The organism is Paractinoplanes durhamensis (assembly GCF_016862175.1).
Classification (GTDB): Bacteria; Actinomycetota; Actinomycetes; order Mycobacteriales; family Micromonosporaceae; genus Actinoplanes; species Actinoplanes durhamensis.
Genome location: NZ_BOML01000048.1, coordinates 1 through 24,263, shown reverse-complemented (window position 1 = coordinate 24,263; position 24,263 = coordinate 1). Strand labels below are relative to the sequence as shown.

Below are 24,263 nucleotides of genomic sequence, written 5' to 3'. Positions count from 1 at the left end.
GGCTGGCTGAGCGAGGCCGGCGGCCTTCGGCTGGGCGCCGGCCGGAGGCCCGGCTGGGCGGTGGGCCGCGTCCGGGCCGCGGGCGGTTGCCCCGGCTTGGCGGTGGGCTGCGGCTTGGCGGTGGGCTGCGGCTTGGCGGTGGGCTGCGGCTTGGCGGTGGGCTGCGGCTGAGTGGCGGGCTGCAGCCCCTGGCTGGGTGGCAGGCCCGGCAGGCGGCGGGGTCAGGCCGTCTGGCGGTTCATGCGGATCAACCAAGTGATGGCGGCTGCGCCGGTGGCGATCATCAGCAGGCCGAGGGCGATCGCGATGATGCTGGTTGTGCTCATGCCCTTGGCGGCTACGTCCGACGACGTGGCGGGGGCCAGCGCGGCTGGGTTGGTGGACGCGAGCGGGCCGGCCGTCTCGTAGGTGCTTGCCGACGCCGACGGGGTGGGGGAGGTCGTCGTCGGAGCCGCGGTCGTGGGGGCGGTCGTGGCCGTGGGCTGGGTCGGCAGCGGGGCCGCGATGGTGGGGGACGCCGCCGGGGTCGTGAGGCAGTCCGTGGCGGGGGCGCGCCAGCTGGCGATGGTGGTCGTCAGGCTGCTGTCCCGGACCGTCAAGGTGCCGCCCTTGGCCACCTTGATCGTCGTCGTCGCGCCTGGCGTCAGGCGGATGCGGCGCGAACCCGTCAGGAAGACGGCGGCGGTGCGGGCTCGGGGGCTGTTGGACAGCTGGGCCGTGAAGGTTCCGTCGCAGGCGTTGGTGATGGTGACCGTCGGCCAGTAGACGCAGCGGGTGGTGCCGCCGGCGTACCAGGCCAGGGTGCCCTGCGAGCGGGCACCGGCGCCCGCGGCGGCGCCCAGCATCGCGGTGCCGTAGAGGGCGTCCGTGCTGGTCGACTCGGTCTGCACCGACGAACCGAAGAACGCCTCGACCTGGGTGTCGCAACCGGGCAGGGCGACCCGGAGCGTCACGCTGCGCTTCGACGCGGTGATCGTGTCGCGGTCCGAGTCGTAGATGAACTGGCCGCGGTTCACGCCGGTCGTGTAGCTGGCGATCGAGAACGTCTCGGTCTGGCCGGCGCACAGCGGGCGGGTCGCGGTGATCGTCGTGGTGCCGGCCGCGCCGTCGAAGCTGTGCCGATAGGTGGCGGCGGCCGACGAGACGCACGCGGTGGCGGCGGAGACGGTGGCGGCAGAGGAGACGGTGGCGGCCGTGGCCGGGGCGGCGGCCGTAGCGAGGACGGCGATGATGCCGGACAGGACAAGCAAGAACCGACGCATGGCCGGGACCCCCAATGCGAGCGCATGGGGGCGGTCTCACCACTGACTCACCGGGCCGTTCGAGGGTGACCGATTGGAACTCGGCCCGGGTCTACGTCTCCCCGCTAGGGCGATTTGCCATAGCTAATCAAGATTAGGCCGGACAAATGGCTATCGCCAAGGGCCGAAGAGACAACGATGCCCCGGCCAAATCGGCCGGGGCGTCAGAGAGCCGGCCGGGGCGTCAGAGAGTCGGCCGGGGTGTCAGAGAGTCGGCCGGGGTGTCAGAGAGTCGGCCGGGGTGTCAGAGAGTCGGCCGGGGTGTCAGGGAGTCGGCCCGGGTGTCAGGGAGTCGGCCCGGGTGTCAGGGAGTCGGCTGGGGTATCGAAGAGGCGGCCCGGGCGTCAAGGAGTCGGCCCGGGCGCCGAAGAAAGGGCTCAGCCTCGGGCGTCGAGTGCCTGGCGGTAGAGCCGGCCGGCCCGGTACGACGAGCGGACCAGCGGGCCGCTCATCACGCCGGCGAAGCCGATCTGCTCGGCCTCCTCGCGGAGCTCGACGAACTCCTCCGGCTTCACCCAGCGCTCGACCGGGTGGTGCCGCGGGGTGGGGCGGAGGTACTGCGTGATGGTGATCAGCTCGCAGCCGGCGGCGTGCAGGTCGCGCAGGGCCTGGGAGATCTCGGATCGCTCCTCGCCCATGCCCAGGATCAGGTTGCTCTTGGTGACCAGGTCGGCCGAGCGGGCCTGGGTGATCACGTCGAGGGAGCGCTCGTAGCGGAAGCCGGGGCGGATCCGCTTGAAGATCCGCGGGACGGTCTCGACGTTGTGCGCGAGGACCTCGGGGGTCGCGCCGAAGACCTCGGCCAGCTGGACCGGGTCGGCGTTGAAGTCGGGGATGAGCAGCTCGACGCCGCAACCGGGCTGGAGCTTGTGGATCTGGCGGACCGTCTCGGCGTAGAGCCAGGCGCCGCCGTCGGGCAGGTCGTCGCGGGCCACGCCGGTCACCGTCGCGTAGCGCAGGCCCATCGTGGCGACCGACTCGCCGACCCGGCGGGGCTCGTCGGCGTCGAACTCGGCCGGCTTGCCCGTGTCGATCTGGCAGAAGTCACACCGGCGGGTGCACTGGTCGCCGCCGATCAGGAAGGTGGCCTCGCGATCTTCCCAACACTCGTAGATGTTGGGGCAACCGGCCTCCTGGCAGACCGTGTGCAGGCCTTCTTTCTGCACCAGGCCCCGCATCTGGGTGTACTCGGGGCCCATCTTGGCTTTGACCTTGATCCACGGTGGCTTCCGCTCGATCGGAGTTTCGGCGTTGCGCGCTTCGATGCGCAGCAGGCGGCGGCCCTCAGGAGCAATAGTCACAGGGTCGAGATTACGCCTGAATAGGCCACCGCCTAGACAGGGGCGACGAGGCTCACGTGACGGCCGGTGTGACCGCCGTCACGCGTCGGCGGTTAAATGGGTTTCGCCGGGCGGACAGCCGCTGTTAACGTCCCGGGGACGGCAGTGACGGAACCAAGTAACGCTCCGACCGCCGGCCGAGAGAGCCACCGGCAGCTGTGATGGTGGCCCGAGCGCCGGAGCGTGAAGACACTCCTGAGCCGAGCACGACAAGAGGCGCCCGCAGAGGGCGCGAAGGTGTGGTGGCACCGCGAGGATCCCGCTCGCCCACACCTCCCTGGGGCCGCGTTGCAGACCACCAGAGGAGGACAAAGCCATGCAACGCATCCTCTCCACCCAGCTGGCGCAGCACGCCGGCAAGACCGTGACCGTCGCCGGCTGGATCCATCGCCGCCGCCTGCTCAAGTCGGTGGCGTTCCTGATCGTCCGGGACGCCGAGGGTCTCAGCCAGATCGTCGTCGAGGACCCGGAAACCCGCGCCCGGCTGGAGACACTCAGCGAGGAGAGCGTGGTCGAGGTCGTCGCCACGGTCACCCGCAACGAGCAGGCACCCGGCGGCGTCGAGCTGACCGGCCCGAGCATCCGGGTTCTCTCCGCCGTGGACGTACCCCTGCCGTTCGAACTCCATCGCCCCACGCTCGGCGCGACCCTGCCGACGCAGCTGGACCACGCGGCCTTGGCGTTGCGTCACCCGGCGCGACGCGCCGCCTTGAAGGTGGCGGCTGCGGCAACCGCTGGATTTCGTACGGCGTTGGCAGAGCAACGGTTCGTCGAGATCCAGACGCCGAAGATCGTCGGGTCGTCGACGGAGTCGGGCGCGAACGTCTTCCCGATCGACTACTTCGGACGCCCCGCCTACCTGGCGCAGTCGCCGCAGCTCTACAAGCAGTTGATGGTCGGCGTCTTCGAACGGGTCTTCGAGGTCGGCCCGGTGTTCCGTGCCGAACCCAGCGACACCGCCCGCCACCTGGCCCAATACACGTCGCTGGACGCCGAGATGGGCTTCGTGACCGACCACCGCGACGTGATGGCCACGCTGACCCGCACGCTCAGCGTGATGATGGCGACCATCGCGGCCCGGGCCCGGGTGACGACCCCGAAGGTGCTGCCGGAGATCCCGGCCGTTCCGTTCGCCGAGGCGCTGCGGATCGCCGGTGCCGCCGAGGGCGAGGAGGACCTGGCCCCGGCGCACGAGCGGGCGCTGGGCGAGTGGGCGCTGCGCGAGCACGACTCCGAGTTCCTCTACGTGACCGGCTATCCGATGCGCAAACGGCCGTTCTACACGCATCCGGACCCGGCTTCCCCGGCGTACTCAAACGGCTTTGACCTGCTCTTCAAGGGTTTGGAGATCGTGACCGGGGGACAGCGGCTGCATCGGTACGACGAGTACGTGGCGGCGTTGACCGCGGCCGGCGAACCGCTCGAGCCCTACCGGGGTTACCTGGACGGGTTCAAATACGGGATGCCGCCGCACGGTGGCTGGGCGATCGGGCTGGAACGCTTCGTCGCGCGGCTGCTCGGGATCGCCAACGTGCGCGAGGTGACCGCGTTCCCGCGCGACCTGCACCGCATCACCCCATAGCCGAGCGCCTTAACCGGGGTTTGACGTGCGATGGGGTCGACTGTGCGCGTGCTCATCGACCTCGATGCAACGCCGGCCCCGTCCCGTCCGCGCCCCAAGCTGGGGTTGCGGATGGAACGGCGCCTGGTCACGCCGGTAGCGCTGGCGACGCTGCTCCTGCTGGTCGTCGGGGGAGCAGCGTCGCCGGCCCCGGCCCGGGTGATTACCGAGGTGGCCGGCACCGGCGGCGTATCCGCGACATCGCACCTGCTCACTCCGGCCGCGCTCTACGTCTCGCACATCGCCGACTTCGCGCCGGAGACCCCGGAGGACGCCCGCAGCGTGGTCGAGGCCTGGCCACTCGTTCCCGGTGGCCCGCGGTGGAGCACCACGGTGCGCGCCACCGATCCCGACCTCACCCTCGACGAGGCCGGCACGACGCTGGTGGTGCGGCCGGGCAAGACCGGCACGCTCACGCTGATCGACGTGGCGACCGGCCGGGTGCGCTGGCGCACCGACGACTACGCGGTGGCCGACCTGGCCGGCTCCCGGATCGTCTACGGCGACCTGGGGACGATCCGGATGGTGGACGTCGCGACCGGCCGGGTCCGCTGGGAGCACGAGGACCAGCCGATGGCGGTGGACGTGGACCCGAAACGCCGGGTGGTGCTGGTCATCGACCAGGAGGGGCTGCCGTCGATCCGGTCGCTGGCGGACGGTCGCATGCTGGTGAAGCCGCGGAGCGTCGGCATCGACCCGTTTGAGTGGGAGCAGGGCGGCCAGTCCGAGACGATCATCGGGGACACGCTCTACCTGCACACCGACATGTTCCTGGCCGCCTACCGGCTGCGTGATCTGCACCGGCTCTGGTCGGTCCGGATCGCCGAGCCCGACATGCTCGGCATGTGCGGCGCCCTGCTCTGCGCGGCCGGCGGGCGCGGGGTGACCGCGATCGACCCGGCCACCGGCGGGATCCGCTGGACCGGCCCGCGGTGGCGGTCGATCACCGCGGACGGCCAGGTGGTCGGCATCGATCTCACCGCGGCCCGGCTCGACCTGGCGACCGGGCGGGTCCTCGCCGAGTTCGGCCGTGGCGCCACCGTCGGCGATCTGCTGCTGCGCAACGACCGCGACCACACCTGGGTGACCGGGCTGGCCGGCGGGGAGATCATCGGCGAGCTGCCGCTGATCGTCAGCACCCGGGCCTGCTCGGCGGCCGGCGCCTACCTGGCCTGCCCCACGAACGGGCAGACGGTGACGGTGTGGAAGGTCAGGTGAGCCCGGTCAGGTGAGCGTGGCGATGGTGACCACCGCGACGATGGCGAGCGGCATGATCGTCATGCTGATCAGGATGGCCCAGGCGATGGGGTGGCCGAAGTTGAGCGCCACCCCGCCGCCCTTCTTGGGGACGAACACCCGCTTGTCGCGCGGATCGCGATAGAGCGCCATCAGAGCAGGGTCGGCAGGTGCCGTTCGAGCACCGGCGTGACCTCGGCGACCGTGACCGGGCGGCCGAGCTCGGCGCTGAGCGAGGTGACGCCCGCGTCGCGGATGCCGCAGGGGACGAACCGGTCGTACGCCCCGAGGTCGCAGTCGCAGTTGAGGGCGAAGCCGTGCTGGGTGACGCCGCGGGCGACCCGGATGCCGATCGCCGCGATCTTGCGGTCGGGGCCGCGCTCGTCGGCGAGCACCCAGGCACCGCTGCGGCCCTTGATGTCGGAGCGCTCGGCGGTCACGCCGAACTCGGCGCACACGTCGATCAGCATCTGCTCGGTGCGCCGGACGTAGGCGACCACGTCGATCGGGTCGGGCAGGCGCAGGATCGGATAACCCACCAGCTGGCCCGGGCCGTGCCAAGTGATCTTGCCACCGCGGTCGACGTCGACGACCGGGGTGCCGTCCATCGGGCGGTCGGCGGGCTCGGTGCGCTTGCCCGCGGTGAAGACGCTGGGGTGCTCCAGCAGCAGGACGGTGTCGGGCTGGTCGCCCGCCACCACCGCTTCGTGCAGGCGGCGCTGGGAATCCCAGGCCTCGCGGTAGTCGACCAGGCCGGGTCGCAGCACGGTGAGCGTGGAGGTTGTCACGCGCTCCACCCTATCCCCGGCGGTTACCGGTTGACCGGATCCAGGCCCTGGCGGATGCGCCACACCAGCACGCCGCCCACCTTGTCGGGCGGGCCGAGCAGGTCGGTCGCGACGATCTCCAGCGCGGCGCGGTAGAGCATGCCCTCCGGGCCGGTGATGGTCGGCGCCAGGAAGACCGCGTCGATGCCCCAATACTTGAAGTCGGTGCGGGCGCTCGCCCGATCGTTGTTGTTGACCTCGGTGATGTGGCCGTACAGCGCGGCGCGCAGGAAGAGCCAGTCGGTCTTGCGGGGCTGGGCGCCGATCCGGCCGTTCCCCTCGGCGCCGCCCGGGCCGGGCCCGAGGAAGTAGCCGTCCGGGATGTCGAACTGCCGGCCACCCCGGGCCATCGTGTACGCCTGCCAGCGCTGCCCGTCGGCGGCCACGTTGATCGCGAACGGCAGCGCGGACATCGTGCCGCCCTCGGGCACGTACTTCTTCCAGAGGCCGTCGGCGATGAAGGCCGGCTCCGGCGCGCGGGTCGTGTAGAGCAGCGGCAGCGGGATGATCGGGATCAGCGCGAACGCGAACGCGGTCGCGAACGCGGTCTGCGCCGGGTGCGGCACCCGCTCGCGGTCCAGCAGGGTGTCGGCGGCCAGGGCCAGGACGACGCCGATCACTCCGACCAGCACCAGCGCGAACCGCAGCGGCAGGGCCGAGTCGAACAGCGGCAGGCGCTGGAGCAACGCGTACGGCAGGGGGATGTCGGTCTCGTTGTCGAGGAAGATCAGGCGCGGGCCGAGCGACAGCACCATGAAGACCAGGCCGACGATGATCAGGGCGCGCAGCGTGGCCCGGCGGCCCGGATCGGCCCGCCGCCACAGCATGAACAGCGACGCGATCACCAGGATCATCAGCGGCAGGCCGAAGAACGAGGTCGCCTCGGTCGGGTTGGGCGCCAGGTCGCTGCCGAAACCGGCCAGCGCGGCCAGGCTGCGCTGCGAGAACGAGAAGTACGCCCCGAGGTCCTCGGCATAGTGGGTCTGGTTGAAGCCGGTGCCCTTGAACGTCTGCGGGCCGTCGAAGTGCATGTAGAGCGGGTAGGCCAGGATGATGCCGGCCACCACCGCGGCCACCCCGAGCGCGGCCAGCACGGTGGTCAGCGCGGCCCGCGCCTCCGGCCAGGTGGTGCGGGACAGCGACCAGGCGACGACGAACACGCCGCCGGCCAGGGCGGTGAAGAACAGGCCCTCGGCGGCGAGCGTGAAGAAGGTGCCGAGCATGGCGCCGAGGATCGCGCCGTTGCGCAGCCAGCGGCCCTTCTCGCGCAGCTTCAGCAGCTGCCACAGCACCAGAGGGGCGATCCAGCCGGACGTCCAGTTGAGGTGGCCGTTGGCGTGCGAGATGAAGCCGGGGGCGAAACCGCAGAACATCCCGCCGATGGCCGCCGAGATCCGGTTGCCGGCGATCCAGCGGTTGAGGAACAGGTACCACGCGAAGGCGGACCCGGCCAGGTTGAGCGTCAGGATCGTCACGAAGGTGATCTGCGGGCCGGCCAGCACGGTCAGCGGGGCGAGCAGGATCGCGTAGACGGTGACCGACGTGTTCGCGGCCAGGTTGACCCCGAGCGGAGTGTTCAGCATGGTCGTGAAGAACGGGTCGCCGCCGTCACGCAGCAGGTGCACGCCGTAGGACAGCACCCACTCGAAGAAGGCCTGGTCGCCCACGTTGTCCGCGAGGACGTTCGTATACGGCTGCTGCCACAGGCCGTGGGTCACGTAGACCGCGGCGGCCAGCGCTGCCACCGCGACGAAGACATGGAAGCGCAGCCGCCTGACAATCGTCGCCGCGGACGCGGCAGGCAGGGTCGGCTGATCTTCGGTGGACGCGGTGGCGGGGGCTGCGACGGACATCACGCGCAGGTTAGCAAGTGAACGCCCCTCACTCAGCGCGGAGCGGTCGCTTCGTGCCCGATCGCGGCCCGCAGCGCGCCCTCGATGTCCGGATATGCCCACTGGAAGCCGGCTCGCTGGAGCACCGCCGGCACCGCCCGCTCGCTGATCTGCAACTCCTCGGCCAGGCCGCCGAGGGCCAGGTCGAGCGCGAAGCCGGGCACCGCGAGCAGGGCCGGGCGATTGAGCGCCCGGGCGAACGCCTTGGTGAACTCGGCGTTGGTGCACTGCACCTCGCTGACCATGTTGACCGGGCCGGCGATGTCGTCCCGGCCGAGCAGGAATTCGGCCGCGCCGAGCCAGTCGGCCAGTGCCATCCACGCCATCCACTGCCGGCCGGCACCGAGCTTGGCCCCGGCGCCCAGCCGGAACGGGAGCAGCAGCGGCTTGATCAGGCCGCTCTCGGCGTCGACGACCGGGGCGGTCCGCAGCAGCACCACCCGGGTGCCGGCGTCCTCGGCCGGACGGGCCGCGGCCTCCCAGACCCGGCAGAGATCGGCCAGGAAGGTCTTGCCGGCCGGGGCTTCCTCGGTGGCCGGGGTGTCGCCGGTGTCGCCGTAGCGGCCGACTCCGGAGGACTGCAGCATGGTCCGCGGGCGATCACCGGCGGGCAGGTTCTTGATCGTGTGGGCGAGGGTGCCGGTGGAGTCGACCCGGCTCGACCGCAGCACGCTGCGATAGCTGGGGGACCAGCGCTTGTCGCCGATGTTCGCCCCGGCCAGGTTGATCACCACGTCGGAGCCGGCCACCAGGGCCGGGTCGAGCTGGCCCTGCGATGGCTCCCAGCTCGCCTCGCCCGGCCCGGGGTGCGCGTGCCGGACCAGCCGGGTGATCTCGTGCCCGGCGCCGGCGAGCCGGTCGGCCAGGCGCGTGCCGAGGAAGCCGGAGGCACCGGCCATCAGGATCCGCATGTCGTTCATGATGCCCTTATTCGAACCCGTTCAAAACGATAGGGGGCGCCTAAGCGCCCCCTATCACATACCGGGTCTTGAACTACAGGCCGAGCTCGTACTCGAACTGGCCGCCCTCCAGGCGCTCCTTCAGGGTCACCAGGAAGCGGGCCGCGTCGGCGCCGTCGACGATCCGGTGGTCGTAGCTCAGCGCCAGGTAGACCATCGAGCGCGGCACGATCAGCTCACCGAGGTTCGGGTCCTCGACGACCACCGCGCGCTTGACCACCGCGCCGGTGCCGAGGATGCCGACCTGCGGCTGGTTGATGATCGGGGTGTCGAACAGCGCACCCCGGCTGCCGGTGTTGGTCAGCGTGAACGTGCCGCCGGAGATCTCGTCCGGGCCGATCCGGTTGTTGCGGGTCCGGTCGGCCACGTCGGCGATCCGCTTGGCCAGGCCGGCCAGGTTGAGGTCGCCGGCGTCCCGGATCACCGGGACGATCAGGCCCTTCGGGGTGTCCACCGCGACGCCCAGGTGCTCGGCGTCGTGGTACGTGACGGTGCCGGCCTCCAGGTCGATCGAGGAGTTGACCACCGGGTGCTGCTGCAGGGCCTCGACCGCGGCCAGGGCGAAGAACGGGTTGAAGGTGAGCTTCACCCCGTGCTTGGCCTGGAAGTCGGCCTTGGCCTTCTGCCGCAGCTGGGCGATCTTGGTGACGTCCACCTCGACGACCGTGGTGAGCTGCGCCGAGACCTGCAGCGACTCGACCATGCGGCGGGCGATGGTGGCCCGGGTGCGGGTCAGCTTCTCGGTGCGGCCACGCAGCGGGCTCGGCGACGGCTTGGCGGCCGTGGCCGGCTTCGCCGGGGCAGCTGCCGGTGCGGCGGCCTTCGGCTTCTCCGCCGCAGCCGCCGCCGCGGCGGCAGCGTCGGCGGCGTCGATGACGTCCTGCTTGCGGATGCGGCCACCCACGCCGGTGCCGGTCAGGGTGGACAGGTCCACGCCCTTGTCGGCGGCGAGCTTGCGCACCAGCGGCGTCAGGTAACCGGCGTCGGCCGAGCCGTTGGACTTGACCGACTCAGCGGCCGGGGCGGCCGGCTGAGAAGGAGCCGACTGCGCGATCTGCGGCGCGGGCGCCGACTCGATCTTCGGAGCCTCGGCCTGCGGGGCAGGCTTGGGCGCCTCCGGCTGCGGGGCCGGCTTGGGCGCCTCGGCCTGCGGGGCCGGCTTCGGAGCCTCGGCCGCCGGGGCCGGAGCGGAAGCAGCCGAACCGACCACGGCGAGAACCGCGCCGACGTCGGCGGTCTCGTCCTCCGGCACCCGGATCTCCAGCAGCGTGCCGGCGACCGGCGACGGGATCTCGGTGTCGACCTTGTCGGTGGAGACCTCGAGCAGCGGCTCGTCCGCCTCGATCGTCTCGCCGACCTGCTTGAGCCAGCGGGTGACGGTGCCCTCGGTGACGCTCTCACCGAGCGCCGGCATCTTCACCTCGGTGCCCTCACCGGAGGGGGCCGGGGCCGCCTGCGGGGCCGGGGCGGGCGCTTCCGCCTCGACCGGCTTCGGGGCCTCGGCCGCGGGGGCCGGTGCCGCGGGGGCCGGTGCCTCGGGGGCCGGTGCCTCGGGGGCGGCCGCGGGCGCCGGGGCGGCCGCGGCCGGTTCGTCGCCGTCGCCCGAGATCACGGCGAGCTCGCTGCCGACGTCGGCCGTCTCGTCCTCGCCCACGACGATGCGGGTGAGCACGCCCGCGGCCGGCGACGGGATCTCCGTGTCGACCTTGTCCGTGGAGACCTCGAGCAGCGGCTCGTCGGCCTCGACACGCTCGCCCTCCTGCTTGAGCCACCGGGTGACGGTGCCCTCGGTGACGCTCTCACCCAGCCGCGGCATGGTGACCGATACCGGCATGTCTCAGAACTCCTTTGACCGCTTCACGTTGACGAACAAAAGCTCAGCTGTGCGAGTGCAGGGGCTTGCCGGCGAGCGCGAGGAACGCCTCGCCCAGCGCCTCGTTCTGCGTGGGGTGAGCATGCACCAGGGAGGCGACATCCGCCGGGAAGGCTTCCCAGTTGTAGATGAGCTGGGCCTCGCCGACCTGCTCGCTCATCCGGGCGCCGATCATGTGCAGGCCGACCACCGGGCCGTCCTTCTCGCGCACCAGCTTGACGAAGCCCTGCGTCTTGAGGATCTGGCTCTTGCCGTTGCCGCCGAGGTTGTAGTTGTACGTCTCGATCTTGTCGGCGCCGTACTTCTCCTTGGCCTTGGCCTCGGTCAGGCCCATCGAGGCGATCTCCGGGTCGCAGTAGGTGACCCGGGGGATGCCGGTCTCGTCGATGACCGCCGGGCGCAGGCCCGCGATCTCCTCGGCGACGAAGATGCCCTGCGCGAAACCGCGGTGCGCGAGCTGCAGGCCGGGAACGATGTCGCCGACCGCGAAGATGTTGCCGACGCCGGTGCGCAGGCGCTCGTCGGTGAGCACGAAGCCGCGCTCCATCTTGACGCCCTGCTGCTCGTAACCCAGGTTGGCGGTGGTCGGGCCACGGCCGACCGCGACCAGCAGGATCTCGGCCTCGACGGTCTCGCCGCCGGCGATCGTGACGCGTACGCCGTTCTCGGTCTTCTCGACCTTCTCGAACGGCTTGCCGACCTTGAAGTTGATCTTCCGCTTGCGGAATGCGCGCTCGAGCTGCTTGGAGACGTCCTCGTCCTCGAGGGCGACCAGCCGGGGCAGCGCCTCGATGATGGTGACGTCGGCGCCCAGCGACTTCCACACGCTGGCGAACTCGACGCCGATCACACCGCCGCCGAGCACGATCGCCGAGGTCGGCACCCGGTCGAGCTTGAGGGCGTGCTCGCTGGTGAGGACCCGCTTGCCGTCGACCTCGAGGCCGGGCAGCGAGCGCGAGTAGGAGCCGCTGGCGAGGATCACGTTGCGGCCGGTGTAGCGCTGGCCGTTGACCTCGACGGTGTCCTTGCCGACCAGCTTGCCCTCGCCGGCCACGAGGGTGATCTTGGGGTTTTTCAGCAGACCCTGGAGACCCTTGTACAGACGGGAGACGACACCGTCCTTGTACGAGTTGACCGCGGCCATGTCGATGCCCAGCAGCTCGGCCTTGATGCCGAACTGCTCGGCCTCGCGGGTCTGGTCGGCGATCTCGGCGGCGTGCAGCATCGCCTTCGTCGGGACGCAGCCGCGGTGCAGGCAGGTGCCGCCCAGCTCGGCCTTGTCGATCAGCGCTACGGAGAGGTCGAGCTCGGCGGCGCGCAGTGCGGCCGCGTAACCACCACTGCCGGCGCCGAGGATGACGATGTCGAAGGTTCCGCCGTTCGGCTGGCTCACGTTGACTCCAGTGGTCGCATCGTCGCCATGTGGGTCACACAATGGAAACGGTCACAGTATGTCCAAGCCATCTTGTCACTTATGGAACCGATCGATGCAGTCAGGTGGCCACCGGCGTGCCCGCGCGTCGTACCCTTGCCGCAATTGACGGTGAGGAGCGGGTGGTGGCCTGGTTTCGGCGGCGCAGAGAGACAGGTCGGCCGGCGGGCCGGCCGGTGGATCGTGCCGATCTTGAGTATTTGGGGGAGTTCGTCCGCTCCCGTCGCGGTGTCGAGGCGTTCATCGAGCCCCGCACGACCGTGACCGAAACCACGGTGTTGCTCGTGGCACACGACGGCGAGTGGACCCGCCGCCGGATCGAGTCGCCGGAGATCGCCCGCCGCTGGGCACACGGACTGTCGGTCCCGATCTACGACGTGAAGCTTCTCGGCTACCCGCAAAGAATGCGCGACTACAACGCCCGGCGTAAGGCTACGCCGGGCGACAGCCTCCCCTAGACCAGATCGTCGATCGCCTGCAGCAGGGTCCGGATCGGCACGCCGGTGCCGCCCTTGGTCCAGTAACCGCTGGCCTCGCCGGCGTGGTAGCCCGGACCGGCGATGTCGATGTGCGCCCACTCGACCCCGTCGGCCACGAACTCGCGCAGGAACACGCCGCCCTGCAGCATGTGCCCGGCCCGGTCGAGGTTCGAGTTGGTCTGGCAGATGTCGGCGATGTCCGACTCCATGCCCTTACGGATCTCGTCCGGCATCGGCATCGGCCAGGCCGGCTCGCCGACCTTGTCGCCGGCCGCGCGGACCAGCTCGGTGGCCGGCGCCGAGCCCATCAGGCCGGCGATCCGCTTGCCCAGCGCGACCACCTGGCCGCCGGTCAGGGTGGACGCCTCGAACACGTAGTCGGTGCCGTCCGCGCAGGCCCGGGCGATCGCGTCGCCGAGCACCATGCGCCCCTCGGCGTCGGTGTTGAACACCTCGACCCGCTTGCCGTTGAACATGGTGATCACGTCGCCCGGCCGGTACGCCGAGCCGGACGGCATGTTCTCCGCCATCGCCAGGTAACCGGTGACCGCCACGGCCGGCTTGAGCTCGGCCACCGCCAGCATCGCCGCGCCGATCGCCGCCGCCCCGGCCATGTCCGACTTCATCTCCCACATCCCGGCGGCCGGCTTGATGCTGAGGCCGCCGGTGTCGAACGTGATGCCCTTGCCGACCAGCGCGACCCGCTTCGGCGACTCGACCCCGGCCGGTGTGTAGGTGAGCTTCACCAGCCGCGGCGGCGCCTCCGAGCCCTGCCCGACCGCGACGATGCCGCCGTAGCCGCCCGCCTTCAGCTCGTCGAGGTCGAGCACCTCGACCTCGAGCCCGCTGCCCTGCGCGGCGGCCACCACGGCGTCGGCGAACGACGGCGGGCGCAGCTCGTTGGGCGCCATGTTGACCCAGTCGCGGGCCAGCCGCACCGACCGGCCCACCACCGCGGCCCGGGTCAGCTCGGCCCGCGCCGCCTCGTCGGCCGCGTCCGGCACGTGCACCTGCAGCGCGGTCACCGGTTCGCGCCGGTTGGGCTGCGGCTTGGTCTTGTATCCCGCGAACCGGTATCCACCCAGCAGCGCGCCCTCGAGGATGGCCCGCAGCACGCCGGGCGCGTCCTCGTCGTCGGGCAGCGGCAGGGCCAGCGCCACCGTCGCGCTGCCGGCCAGCGCGCGGACCGCCGCGCCGGTGCCGCGGCGCAGCTTCTCCAGCTCGGGGGCGGACCCGGACGGCTCGTCGCCGAGCCCGACCGCGACCACCAGCGGCGCCGCGATGGTGCCGAGGGTGGCCAGCTTGGTCACCTCACCCGGAGCGCCGCTCGCGCCGAGGAGCGCCAGCGTCGAGGTCAGCTTCCCGTCGAAGGCGGCGGCGATGCTCTCGGCACCGGCCGCGGGCAGCAGAGCGCCGCCGTCGTCGGGCTGACTGTGCAGGCCGATGACGATGGCGTCGACGGTCAATTCGGCCGGGTCGGTGTCGACCAGGCTGAGGCTGGGCTGGCTCACGGGCTCTCCGGGACTTCGGGGCCGGCACCCTCGTGGGCGCGCCGACTGCTCGGTGGGGATCCCCGGAGCGATGGCTCCGGGTGAAGGGCGTCCCCGCGACAATAACCAGTCCCAAGGTCACGGGTAAGTTGACTCTCATGTCTGCCGACGTCGCCGATGCCCTTTTCCGTTCGCCGCTGCACGAGCGGCACGTCGCGCTGGGTGCCAAGCTGGCCGCCTTCGGCGGTTGGGAGATGCCCTTGGAGTACGCCGGGGGCGGTGTCCTCAAGGAGCACACCGCGGTGCGCGAGGCGTCCGGCGTGTTCGACGTGTCCCACCTGGGCAAGGCCCGGGTGCGCGGGGCCGGCGCGGCCGCCTTCGTCAACTCCTGCCTCACCAACGACCTGGGCCGCATCCGCCCCGGCAAGGCGCAATACACACTGTGCTGCGACGAGACCGGCGGCGTGGTCGACGACCTGATCGTCTACCTGTTCGCCGACGACGACGTCTTCCTCATCCCGAACGCGGCGAACACCGCCGAGGTGGTGCGCCGGCTCGCCGCGGCGGCGCCGGCCGGCATCACGGTCACCGACGAGCACCGGGCGTACGCGATCCTCGCCGTCCAGGGCCCGGCCAGCGCCGACGTGCTCGGCAAGCTGGGCCTGCCCGGCGTCGACGACTACATGGCGTTCACCACGGCCACGCTGGGCGGCGCCGAGCTGATCGTCTGCCGCACCGGTTACACCGGCGAGCACGGCTACGAGCTGGTCATCCCGTGGGACGACGCGACCGCGGTGTGGGATGCGATCGCCGGCGCCGGGGTGCGGCCGTGCGGGCTCGGCGCCCGGGACACGCTGCGCACCGAGATGGGCTACCCGCTGCACGGCCAGGAGCTCACGCTGGACATCAGCCCGGTGCAGGCCCGGTCGGGCTGGGCGGTGGGCTGGTCGAAGCCGGAGTTCTGGGGCCGCGACGCGCTTCTCGCGGAGAAGACCGAGGGCCCGCGTCGCGTTCTGCGCGGCCTGGAACTGACGGGCCGCGGGATCCCCCGCGGGCACATGACGGTGTACGCCGGGGAGCAGCCGATCGGCGAGACGACCAGCGGCACGTTCTCGCCGACCAAGAAGGTGGGCATCGCGCTGGCCCTCATCGACACCGCGGCCGGCGTCGCCGACGGGGCCGAGGTCGAGATCGACATCCGGGGTCGGCGGGTTGCCGCCAAGGTCGTGAAGCCGCCGTTCGTGCAGCCGTCGGTGCGGTGATTCGGTGGCCGTCACCTACGAGCAACTGCGCGACTGGGTGCTGGCCCTGCCCGGCACCCGGGAGGTGTTCGTCGAGTCGTGGGGGCACCCGACGCTGCGCTACGGCGACAAGATGTTCGCCTCGGGCAGCCCGGAGTCGTCGCACGCGTCGGTGAAGGCCTCCCGGGAGGACCAGGCCGAGCTGATCGCGGGCGCCCCCGAGGCGTACGAGATCGCCGCCTACACCGGCCGCTACGGCTGGGTGCGGGTCGACCTGACCAAGGCGGACCCGGACGAGTTGCGGCACGTGGTGACCGAGGCCTGGCGGCGGACCGCCCCGAAGCGGGTGGTCGCGCAGTACGACTCAGCGCAGGGACAGCACGACCAGGGCTGAGGTCGTCGCGAGTTCCACCGAGGCGCCGAGCACGTCGCCGGTGATGCCGCCGAAACGGCGTACGCCATGACGCAGCAGCAGGAGCACCGCCGAGAGGGCGATGACGACGGCGACCGGGCCCAGCCACGGACGGCCCGGGGTCGCGGCCGCCGCGGCACCCGCCACGACGATCGCGCCGAGCAGCGCGACCGGCACCGGGACGGTGCCCGCCACCAGCGCGCCCAGGCCCTCGGGCCGGGCCGCCGGCACGCCCCGCCGGCAGGCCACCGTGATCGCCAGCCGGCCGGCCGCGAACGCCGCGACCAGCGCCCAGGGCGAGAGGGCGGCCACCGTTGCGGTCTGGATCAGTAGGGTGAGCGCGATCGCCGCCACCCCGAACGGGCCGATGTCCGACTTTTTCATGATGTCCAGGGCGGCGTCGCCGGACCGGTACGAGCCGAGCGCGTCGACCGTGTCGGCCAGGCCGTCCAGGTGCATGCCCCGGGTCAGCAGGGCCGCCGCCGCGACCGTCACCGCCGCCGCGACCAGCGGGGGAGCGCCGAGCTCGCGCAGCGCCCAGAGGATCGCGGCCAGTGCCGCCCCGAGCGCCGCGCCGACCACCGCGGAGAGGGACATCGCCCACGCCGCGGCCGGCCGGTCCACCCGGCCGCCGCGGATCGGAAAGACCGTCAGCGTCGTCACGGCCAGCCGAAGGCCGGCCCCGGCGCTCACTCCCCGGCGGTGGTGGACGAGCCGGTGGCGGACGAATCGGTGCCGGCCGAGTCGGTGCCGGCCGAGTCGGTGGTGGCCGAGTCGGTAGTAGCCGGGCCGGGGCCGCCCGAAGTCGGCTCGGCGAAGTCGATGTCCTCGTCGTCGTTCGGCACGATCAGGTCGGTGAGGCCGTCGTCGCCCGGCTCGGTCAGCATCGCCGGGTGCACCGGCGCGGCCGCGGCCAGCGTGATCGCGGTGCGCAGCAGCGGCAGCGCGGCCAGCGCGTTCGCCCCCTCGCCGAGGCCCAGCCCGAGGTCCAGCACCGGCTCCAGGCCGAGCACGTCGGAGCCCTGCCGGACCAGCTCGATGCCGCCGTCGTCGGGCAGCAGCGACCAGTGCCGGATCTGGCTGCCGATGTCCCGGGCGATCAGCGCCGCGGCGATCCCGACCGGGCCGTCCAGCAGCACCGGCAGCCGCCGGGACGCGGCCCCGAGCAGGGCGCCCGCGGCCACCGCCAGGTCGGCGCCGCCGATCTCGCGGAGGATGTCCTTGGCGCCGCGCGACTCCTGCCGGATCCGGTGCAGCGTGTCCCGGACCGCGGCGCAGCGGGCCATCCACGCCTCGTCGTCGTAGAAGCCGCCCGGCCGCAGCACCCGCGGCAGCACGGCGACCGCCTCGGCGGCGGTGGTGGCGGCCGAGACCGCGGCGGCGACCGCGTCGGTGCCGACCCCGATCGAGGCCAGCACGAGCAGGTCGCGGCCCGCGTCGGCGGCGGCCTCGGCGACCCGCCAGCCCTGGCGCAGGGCCACTTCGACGGCGGCGTCGTCGATCACCGGGCCGTCCTCCATGGCGCCCGCGCGGATCAGCCGCAGCACGGCGATGTCGGCGCCGGCCTGGCCGGCCAGCCGGCTCAGCACGCCCTCGCCCCGCTCGACCTCGGCGACCCGGCGCTCCACGTCGGCCGGGTCGTCGCCGGCCGCGGCGCCGCCGTCGTGCGCGCCGGAGACCAGCAGGACCCGCGGCGAGGACCAGGCGCGGGGGATGGTGGTGCCCTGGGTGGCGGCGGCGAACTCGACCACCTCGGTCAGCGAGCCGAGGCCGGCCCCGGCGAAGTCGACGCCGATCAGGCGGTCGCGGGCGTCCGGGCCGGCGTCGCTGTCCGGCATCGGCAGGTCCATGCCCGGCTCGATGGCCAGGCCGCTGATGGTGGGCAGCTGCTGGGTGGGCTCGTGCAGCACGGCGGCGGTGGTCGCGGCCGGTTCCCCGGCGGCCACCTGCGCGAAGACCGGCGCTTCCGCAACGGGCTCGGCGACGGCGATCAGCTCGGCGTCAGCGACAGGCTCAGCGACAGCGGCGGGCGACGCAAAAGCGAGCGACGCAAAAGCAGGCGACGCGACCGTGGCCGGCGGCGCTTCGGACAAGACCGAAATGTCACTGGAAACGGGGGAAGAGGCGTCCTTCAGCCACACGGCCCGCCCGGCCACGACCAGGGCGACCCGGTCGCATGCCTCGGCCAGAGCCTGGTTGGTCGTCCCCAGCGCGTCGGTGAACGCCCGTCCCACCGGCGTGGTCGGCACCAGCGCCAGCCCCACCTCCGGGCTGACGAACACGACACGCCCGGCGCACCCGCGCACCGCGGCGGCCAGCGCGGCCACGTCGGCCTCGTCGTCGTTGGGCTGCCGGGCCGGGTCCAGCAGCGCGGCGACCCAGCCGCCGAGGTCGTCGACGAGCAGCGTCTCGTCCGGCTTGGCGTCGGCCAGCAGGGTGGCCAGCCGGGCCGGGTCGGCACCGGTCTCCTCGGTCGACCACGACTGTGGCCTGCGCCGCTGATGTGCCTCGATCCGCCCGCGCCACTCCGGGTCGTCCTCGCCGCCCACGGCCGTGGCTACATACCGCACCGCGGCGGCGTCGGCGACCAGCGCCTCGGCGAACGCCGACTTGCCGGAGCGGATCCCGCCGAGCACCAGGACGGTGTTCCACCGATCATCGGACATGCCCCGTACCTTAAGGCCGGGCCGCACAGGCGGAAGCCGTAGGGTGGAGGCCGCACCGAGCACAGACGTGAGGGGGACCGGCGAATGCCGTGGAGTTGGCGGTACGAGAGCGTCGACGGACAGGCCGTGACCGGCCCGGCCGAGACGTTCAGCAGCCAATCTGATGCCGAGTCGTGGATCGGCCAGGAGTGGCAGGAGCTGGCCGGCTCGGGCGTGGCCCAGGTCGTCCTGGTCGAGGACGACCGGGTCGACTATAAAATGAGCCTGCTGCCTGCGGAGTGACATGACCGCCTGCACCGAGCGGCACCCAGCCGCACCTGACAACGGCGCTGAACGCGAGGGCCAGAAGGGCATGTCTAGGGTGGCACAGTCGTGACCTACGAACCGGTCTACACGCGTACGCCGCGCAACGCCTTCATCCCGAGCCCGGTCTTCGTCGGCATCGTCGCCGTCTTCGGGGTGAGCGCCTGGATGACCTGGACCGGCTTCGGCAATGTCAAGGTCGACGTCTTCCTGTTCATCGTCACCGGCTGGCTGCTGTCGCTCTGCCTGCACGAGTACGCACATGCCCTGATCGGCTTCTTCTCCGGCGACAAGACCGTGGCCGACCGTGGTTACCTGCGGCTCAACCCGCTGAAATACACCAGCCCGCTGCTGTCCATCGTGCTGCCGGTGGTGGTGGTCATCCTCGGCGGCATCGGCCTGCCCGGTGGCGCCGTCTGGATCGACCACACGCACATCCGCAGCAAGGTCAAGGATTCGCTGATCAGCGCGGCCGGCCCGCTCACCAACGTGGTGCTGGCCCTGGTCCTGGCGATCCCGTTCTGGGCCGGCTTCGGCCCGAAGCTGGTCGAGCTGGGCTCGGGACAATACGGCCTGGTCGGCGACACCACGCACCTGGAGTTCTGGAGCGCCCTCGCCGCGCTGGCCTTCCTGCAGATCACCGCGAGCGTGCTCAACTTCCTGCCGATCCCCGGCCTCGACGGCGGCAGCATCATCGCGCCGTGGATGAGCCCGGCCTACCAGCGAGCGTGGAACCTCTTCGCGCCGTACGGCTTCATCCTGCTCTTCCTGGCCCTGTGGCAGACGCGCCTGGGCCAGTACTTCTTCGACGTCGTCTACTGGCTGGGCGAGCGCCTCGGGCTGTCCGAGGCGCTCGTCCAGCTAGGACTCCAGATGATGCGCTTCTGGAGCGGCAGCTAACTCACGGCCGGCGGGCGGGGCTCACGGTCTTGGCCGGGTCCCGCTCGGCCACCGGGTCCAGCACCGCGTCGATCGCCTTCATCAGGTCCGCTTCCAGGCGTACACCGGAAGCTTTGACGTTGTCCTTGACCTGCTCCGGGCGCGAAGCGCCGATGATCGCCGCCGAGACGTTGGCGTTCTGCAGCACCCACGCCACCGCGAGCTGCGCCATCGACAGCCCGGCCTGCTCGGCCAGCGGCTTGAGCCCGGCGACCGCGGTCAGCACCTCGTCGCTGAGAAGCCGGGAGATGAAGTTCGCCCCGCTCTTCTCGTCGGTGGCCCGCGACCCGGCCGGCGGCTGCTTGCCCACCTCGTACTTCCCGGAGAGCACGCCCTGCGCGATGGGCGAGAAGACCACCTGGCCGACCCCCACCTCGATCGAGGTGGGAACCACCTCGGCCTCGATGACCCGCCAGAGCATCGAGTACTGCGGCTGGTTCGACACGAACGGGATCTTCAGGTCCTGGGCCATCTCCCAGCCCGCCCGGATCTGCGTCGCGTTCCACTCGGACACCCCGATGTAGAGCGCCTTGCCGGAGCGCACCACGTCGGCGAAGGCCTGCATGGTCTCCTCGAGCGGCGTCGAGTAGTCGTAGCGGTGCGCCTGGTAGAGGTCGACGTAGTCGGTCTGCAGGCGGCGCAGCGAACCGTCGATCGACTCCATGATGTGCTTGCGGGACAGGCTGCGGTCGTTGGGCCCGGGCCCGGTCGCCCAGAAGACCTTGGTGAGGATCTCCAGGCCCTGGCGGCGCTCGCCCTTCAGCGCCCGGCCCAGCACCTCCTCGGCGCGGCCACCGGCGTAGACGTCGGCGGTGTCGAACGTGGTGATCCCCTCTTCGAGGGCGGCCCGCACGCACGCGACGGCGGCATCCTCCTCGACCTGGGAACCGTGGGTGATCCAGTTGCCGTAGGCGATCTCACTGATGAGCAGGCCGGAACGGCCGAGATGACGGAACTCCATGCCCATTTATAGAACGGGACGCCCGTCCGCCAGTAGCCGGTCCAACTCCTCGAGCACATCGGCCTGCTCTTTGTACTTCTGCTCGATCAGCATCTCGCCCTTGCGGTTGAGCGCGCCCCACAGGCCGTACTGGTCGGCGATCAGGAACGCCACCGGGTGGATGACCAGGCCCGGGTGCACCGGTTCGACGATCAGCTGCCCGTTGCGGTCCACCACGCCGAACCGCTCGCCCGCGTCGACCACGGCCAGCCCCTCGTCGGTGAACCCTTCGATCGGCCCGCCGGACACCAGCGGCGTCACGAACCCCCGGAACCGCGGCTGCACCACGACCCGGCCGTGCCGGTCGATGACACCCCAGCCGCCGCGCCGGATCAGCGCCAGCCCATGGTGGAACGGCTTGGCGTCGTCGAACCCGCCCGGCACGATGAGCCGGTTCTGCCGGTCGATCGCATACCAGCCGCCGGCTTCGTCCCGGGACACCCAGGCCAGCCCGTCGGCGAACCGCTCGGCCGCCCGATAACCGGACGACGCGTCGATGACCACCTCACCGGCCAGATCGATCAGCTCCCACGAGGGCGACTCCGGGCGGCGCACCCAGGCCAGCCCGTCCGCGAACGGCTGCGCCTGCGCATACCGCGGCGGCACCGCGCCGACATAGCCCCACAGCCCGGACCGCTCGTCCCGCAACGGCCGCGGCGACTCGGTGAGCCCGAGGATCTCGTCCCGGGTCCGCGGATAGGGCCCCCAGTCGCCACCCTTGGTCCGCCGGGTGATCGTGTCCAGCGCCAGCTCGATCCGCTCGACCAGCTCCGGGTCGGCGCCCTTGCGCAGGTCGAGCGCGGTCTCGAAGTGGTTCATCGCCTCCAGGAAGCGCCCCTGGTCGAACGCCGACCGTCCGGCCAGCTCGTGGATCTCGGCGCGCAGCCGCGACGGCAGCTCCGGCGACCCGGCCTCGGCGTAGAGCTTGTCGGCCTCGGCGTACTCGCCCCGCCACTGCAGCACATGCGCGAGCCGGGCCTGCACGATCGCGATCCGCCGCAGCTCACCGGTGGCCTCGGCGTGCCCCAGCGCCTGCCGGCCGTCCTCCAGCGCGGCATCCAGGTCACCGATCAGCCGCTCGGCCACCGCCCGCAGACTCAACAGCTGCGCCCGCACCGCATCCCGCTCGGCGTATTCGAGCTTGTCGGTCAGCCGATCGATGACAACGAGCATCTGCCCTTCGTCGTCGATCTCCTCCCGCAGCGTCTGCGGGTCGAAGGCCCACGGATAAGCCGCAAGAACCTGCTCCGGATCGGCCCGCCGGGTCTTGGCCTCCAGCGGCGGCCGCTGCCGAATAGGCCCAGCCGGTGCAGCGACAGCAGCGCTGACGGCCTCGGCCTCATCGGCCGGCGCGAGCGGGGCGCCGGCGTCCTCTTCGGCCGCGTCTTCCGCCGGGCGGTCGGTCTCCGCGAGCACGGCGTCATCGCCGGCTTCTGCCGCGTCCTCCGCTTCGTCACCGGTTTCGCCATTTTTATGTACGCGTCCCGCAGCCCCCGCCGAATCGGGTCGTTCCGCCTGCTCGGCAAACGCGGGCTCGGCGGCTTCCACATCGACCGGCGCGGCCTCGGCCTCAGCCACCACCGCGCTCGGCCGGTCCTCGATGATCGGCTCGTCCTCGACGATCGGCTCGTCCTCGACCACCGTTTCCGCTTCGAGAACCGGCTCAGCCACCGGCTCCGGGGCGACTTCGCTCTCGGCTGCGGGCTCCCACGCCGTTTCTGGTTCGGGCTCCCATGCCGCTTCCGGCTGAGGGTCGGTTTCCGCCTGGTCGCCGCGGAACGACGACTCCAGGGCCGGCAACTCACGCGCGACGGCGACCGGTTGGTGGGCAGCCCCGGGAACCTCGGCATCGACCCACATGGCATCGACCGGCTCGATATCAACGAGCTCGGCGTCGACCGGATCGGCATGAACCAGCTCAAAGCCAACCGAAGGCCCGAACTCGCGGGGCGCGGCACTGACCGGGACAGCGCTGACCGGCTCGGCCTCGATCGGAGCCGCGCTGACCGGAGCCGCGCTGACCGGCGCGGCGCCGAAGGGCTCAGCCTCGATCGGAGCCGCGCTGACCGGGGTCGAGCTGACCGGAGCTGCGCTGACGGGAGTCGCGCTGACCGGGGTGGTGCGGAAGGGGCCCGCCTCGGCCGGGGCCGCGCTGACCGGCTCGGTGCTGAACGGCGGCGCGCTGGCCGGGTGCGCGTCGAACGGCGAGTAGTCCGCCGGGGCGGCGCTGACCGGCACCGAGCTGACCGGCGTGGTGCTGCGCGGCATGCCGAAGGGGGAGTACTCAGCCGGGTCGGAATCGGCGGGAGCGGCACTCACCGGCGCCGCGCTCACCTGACTCGCGCTGACCTGACCCACATCGATGGGCTGCGCGCTGATCGGCGCAGGGCTGACCGGCACAGGGCTGACCGGCACAGGGCTGATGGGCGCGGCGCTGATGGGCGCGGCGCTGATGGGCGCGGCGCTGACCTGGGCGGTCGGGAACGGCTCGGCAGTGGGCTCGTCGATCGGTGCCGGCTCGGGCTCCGGGGTTGCGGCGGCCGGCGTGATGATCGGCTGGGAGCCGGTGACCGGGACGAACCAGTTCGGCTTCTCCGGGGCGCCGCTGACCGGGGCGTTCTCCTCGGCGAAGAACTCCGCGGCCGGCGCCGGAGCGTCCGGTTGCGCCGCGAACTGCTCGGCCGCAGGCGGCGCGGAGGCGGGCACCGCCGAGACCGGCGGCGCGGAGGCGGGCATTGCCGACGCGGGCCGGGCGCTCTCCACCGGCTCGGCCGGGTCCAGCGGCACCTGGGTAGGTGCGCCGAGGCCGCTCATCGACAGCAGCCAGCCGAGGCCGTGCTCCTCCGGCTCGGGTTCGGCGGCCGCGGGCGGCTGAACCTCCGCAGCGGTTTCGTCCGGCTCCGGCGTGGCGGTGCGGGCCCAGGCCGAGTCGGCCCAGTTCGGCTCGGGTTCGTTGGCCGGCGGCGCCGTGACCGGCTCGACACCGGACCCGGCGGTCGGCCCGTCCGGCAGATCGAATCCGTCGGCAGCCGGCGGGTAGGCATGCGCCTCCGGCATCGCGTTGGGCGGCGCGGTGGTCGGCTTGGGCGCCGCAAACCGCGTCTCGCCACCCATCGCCTCCCAGGCACGCTGCATCGGCGGCTCGTCGTGCTGCGCAGGCCCACCGGTGACCGGCCGAGCAGCGGCCGGATAGCCCTGCCCGGCGGCGGGCCCGGAGACGGGCTGACCGGGATAGCTCTGCCCGGCGGCAGG

20 protein-coding genes are annotated in these 24,263 nt (G+C 72.0%); 7 read left to right on the top strand and 13 right to left on the bottom strand.

The window, feature by feature from the left end; genetic code table 11:
- Positions 1–221: 221 nt before the first annotated feature.
- Both Adu01nite_RS29210 and lipA read right to left on the bottom strand, forming a co-directional pair.
- On the bottom strand, positions 222–1,262 hold the full coding sequence (locus tag Adu01nite_RS29210) for a hypothetical protein (RefSeq protein WP_203731363.1): 1,041 nt from the start codon (positions 1,260–1,262) through the stop codon (positions 222–224).
- Positions 1,263–1,678: 416 nt separating this feature from the next.
- The gene (gene lipA / locus Adu01nite_RS29205) at positions 1,679–2,602 is read right to left on the bottom strand and encodes a lipoyl synthase (RefSeq protein ID WP_239132776.1); all 924 of its coding nucleotides are present in this window, start codon (positions 2,600–2,602) and stop codon (positions 1,679–1,681) included.
- 355 nt (positions 2,603–2,957) lie between these two features.
- Between lipA and aspS the strand changes: the two genes are divergently transcribed.
- Together aspS and Adu01nite_RS29195 are read left to right on the top strand one after the other, a co-directional pair.
- Complete coding sequence (aspS, locus tag Adu01nite_RS29200; RefSeq protein ID WP_203731361.1) at positions 2,958–4,223, top strand: aspartate--tRNA(Asn) ligase; 1,266 nt, start codon at positions 2,958–2,960, stop codon at positions 4,221–4,223.
- A 42-nt stretch (positions 4,224–4,265) separates the two neighbouring features.
- On the top strand, positions 4,266–5,480 hold the full coding sequence (locus tag Adu01nite_RS29195) for an outer membrane protein assembly factor BamB family protein (protein ID WP_203731359.1): 1,215 nt from the start codon (positions 4,266–4,268) through the stop codon (positions 5,478–5,480).
- 6 nt (positions 5,481–5,486) lie between these two features.
- Here Adu01nite_RS29195 and Adu01nite_RS29190 read toward each other — a convergent pair whose 3' ends face one another.
- The 6 genes from Adu01nite_RS29190 to lpdA form a co-directional block, all read right to left on the bottom strand.
- Positions 5,487–5,651 (bottom strand): peptide ABC transporter substrate-binding protein, encoded by a 165-nt coding sequence (locus Adu01nite_RS29190; RefSeq protein WP_203731357.1) that lies wholly within the window; start codon positions 5,649–5,651, stop codon positions 5,487–5,489.
- The gene (gene lipB, locus Adu01nite_RS29185; RefSeq protein ID WP_203731355.1) at positions 5,651–6,286 is read right to left on the bottom strand and encodes a lipoyl(octanoyl) transferase LipB; all 636 of its coding nucleotides are present in this window, start codon (positions 6,284–6,286) and stop codon (positions 5,651–5,653) included. The genes Adu01nite_RS29190 and lipB overlap by 1 nt, the downstream gene beginning before the upstream one ends.
- Positions 6,287–6,309: 23 nt before the next feature.
- Complete coding sequence (locus Adu01nite_RS29180) at positions 6,310–8,178, bottom strand: DUF6311 domain-containing protein (protein WP_203731354.1); 1,869 nt, start codon at positions 8,176–8,178, stop codon at positions 6,310–6,312.
- A 32-nt stretch (positions 8,179–8,210) separates the two neighbouring features.
- Positions 8,211–9,128, bottom strand: coding sequence for a TIGR01777 family oxidoreductase (locus Adu01nite_RS29175; protein WP_203731623.1), 918 nt, complete (start codon positions 9,126–9,128; stop codon positions 8,211–8,213).
- Positions 9,129–9,210: 82 nt separating this feature from the next.
- Positions 9,211–11,010 carry a 2-oxoglutarate dehydrogenase, E2 component, dihydrolipoamide succinyltransferase gene (gene sucB / locus Adu01nite_RS29170; protein WP_203731352.1) on the bottom strand — a complete coding sequence of 600 codons (1,800 nt, stop codon included), beginning with the start codon at positions 11,008–11,010 and terminating at the stop codon, positions 9,211–9,213.
- 43 nt (positions 11,011–11,053) lie between these two features.
- Positions 11,054–12,442, bottom strand: a complete 1,389-nt coding sequence (gene lpdA / locus Adu01nite_RS29165) for a dihydrolipoyl dehydrogenase (protein WP_203731350.1) — start codon at positions 12,440–12,442, stop codon at positions 11,054–11,056.
- A 164-nt stretch (positions 12,443–12,606) separates the two neighbouring features.
- On the opposite strand from lpdA, the gene Adu01nite_RS29160 reads away from it, so the two are divergent.
- The gene (locus tag Adu01nite_RS29160) at positions 12,607–12,939 is read left to right on the top strand and encodes a hypothetical protein (protein WP_203731348.1); all 333 of its coding nucleotides are present in this window, start codon (positions 12,607–12,609) and stop codon (positions 12,937–12,939) included.
- Here Adu01nite_RS29160 and Adu01nite_RS29155 read toward each other — a convergent pair.
- Entirely contained in the window at positions 12,936–14,471 is a 1,536-nt protein-coding gene (locus tag Adu01nite_RS29155) for a leucyl aminopeptidase (protein ID WP_203731346.1), read from the bottom strand. The genes Adu01nite_RS29160 and Adu01nite_RS29155 overlap by 4 nt on opposite strands.
- A gap of 137 nt (positions 14,472–14,608) precedes the next feature.
- Here Adu01nite_RS29155 and gcvT point away from each other — a divergent pair, with 137 nt between their 5' ends.
- On the top strand, positions 14,609–15,712 hold the full coding sequence (gene gcvT / locus Adu01nite_RS29150) for a glycine cleavage system aminomethyltransferase GcvT (protein ID WP_379128208.1): 1,104 nt from the start codon (positions 14,609–14,611) through the stop codon (positions 15,710–15,712).
- A gap of 4 nt (positions 15,713–15,716) precedes the next feature.
- Positions 15,717–16,085 carry an MmcQ/YjbR family DNA-binding protein gene (locus Adu01nite_RS29145; protein ID WP_203731342.1) on the top strand — a complete coding sequence of 123 codons (369 nt, stop codon included), beginning with the start codon at positions 15,717–15,719 and terminating at the stop codon, positions 16,083–16,085.
- Here the strand turns inward: Adu01nite_RS29145 and Adu01nite_RS29140 are convergent.
- Positions 16,056–16,796, bottom strand: a complete 741-nt coding sequence (locus tag Adu01nite_RS29140) for an adenosylcobinamide-GDP ribazoletransferase (RefSeq protein WP_203731340.1) — start codon at positions 16,794–16,796, stop codon at positions 16,056–16,058. The two genes, Adu01nite_RS29145 and Adu01nite_RS29140, sit on opposite strands and share 30 nt — an antisense overlap.
- Complete coding sequence (locus Adu01nite_RS29135; RefSeq protein ID WP_203731338.1) at positions 16,793–18,769, bottom strand: bifunctional adenosylcobinamide kinase/adenosylcobinamide-phosphate guanylyltransferase; 1,977 nt, start codon at positions 18,767–18,769, stop codon at positions 16,793–16,795. Before Adu01nite_RS29135 ends, Adu01nite_RS29140 begins: the two co-directional genes overlap by 4 nt.
- 84 nt (positions 18,770–18,853) lie before the next feature.
- Here Adu01nite_RS29135 and Adu01nite_RS29130 point away from each other — a divergent pair, with 84 nt between their 5' ends.
- Positions 18,854–19,051: a hypothetical protein gene (locus Adu01nite_RS29130; RefSeq protein ID WP_203731336.1), complete on the top strand. Its 198-nt coding sequence runs from the start codon at positions 18,854–18,856 to the stop codon at positions 19,049–19,051.
- 90 nt (positions 19,052–19,141) lie between these two features.
- Positions 19,142–19,972 carry a site-2 protease family protein gene (locus tag Adu01nite_RS29125; protein WP_203731334.1) on the top strand — a complete coding sequence of 277 codons (831 nt, stop codon included), beginning with the start codon at positions 19,142–19,144 and terminating at the stop codon, positions 19,970–19,972.
- 1 nt (position 19,973) lies between these two features.
- Here Adu01nite_RS29125 and Adu01nite_RS29120 read toward each other — a convergent pair whose 3' ends face one another.
- Together Adu01nite_RS29120 and Adu01nite_RS29115 are read right to left on the bottom strand one after the other, a co-directional pair.
- Positions 19,974–20,972 (bottom strand): aldo/keto reductase family protein, encoded by a 999-nt coding sequence (locus Adu01nite_RS29120; protein WP_203731333.1) that lies wholly within the window; start codon positions 20,970–20,972, stop codon positions 19,974–19,976.
- A gap of 6 nt (positions 20,973–20,978) precedes the next feature.
- Entirely contained in the window at positions 20,979–24,146 is a 3,168-nt protein-coding gene (locus Adu01nite_RS29115) for a WG repeat-containing protein (protein WP_203731332.1), read from the bottom strand.
- Positions 24,147–24,263: the final 117 nt, after the last annotated feature.

Excerpts from the sequence above, each read along its gene's own strand:
- Adu01nite_RS29190 (WP_203731357.1), bottom strand. The coding sequence starts at position 5,651 with ATGGCGCTCTATCGCGATCCGCGCGACAAGCGGGTGTTCGTCCCCAAG.
- Adu01nite_RS29210 (WP_203731363.1), bottom strand. The coding sequence starts at position 1,262 with ATGCGTCGGTTCTTGCTTGTCCTGTCCGGCATCATCGCCGTCCTCGCT.
- aspS (WP_203731361.1), top strand. The coding sequence starts at position 2,958 with ATGCAACGCATCCTCTCCACCCAGCTGGCGCAGCACGCCGGCAAGACC.
- Adu01nite_RS29175 (WP_203731623.1), bottom strand. The coding sequence starts at position 9,128 with ATGCGGATCCTGATGGCCGGTGCCTCCGGCTTCCTCGGCACGCGCCTG.
- Adu01nite_RS29115 (WP_203731332.1), bottom strand. The coding sequence starts at position 24,146 with ATGCAGCGTGCCTGGGAGGCGATGGGTGGCGAGACGCGGTTTGCGGCG.
- sucB (WP_203731352.1), bottom strand. The coding sequence starts at position 11,010 with ATGCCGGTATCGGTCACCATGCCGCGGCTGGGTGAGAGCGTCACCGAG.
- Adu01nite_RS29120 (WP_203731333.1), bottom strand. The coding sequence starts at position 20,972 with ATGGAGTTCCGTCATCTCGGCCGTTCCGGCCTGCTCATCAGTGAGATC.
- Adu01nite_RS29130 (WP_203731336.1), top strand. The coding sequence starts at position 18,854 with ATGCCGTGGAGTTGGCGGTACGAGAGCGTCGACGGACAGGCCGTGACC.
- Adu01nite_RS29180 (WP_203731354.1), bottom strand. The coding sequence starts at position 8,178 with ATGTCCGTCGCAGCCCCCGCCACCGCGTCCACCGAAGATCAGCCGACC.
- gcvT (WP_379128208.1), top strand. The coding sequence starts at position 14,609 with ATGTCTGCCGACGTCGCCGATGCCCTTTTCCGTTCGCCGCTGCACGAG.
- Adu01nite_RS29135 (WP_203731338.1), bottom strand. The coding sequence starts at position 18,769 with ATGTCCGATGATCGGTGGAACACCGTCCTGGTGCTCGGCGGGATCCGC.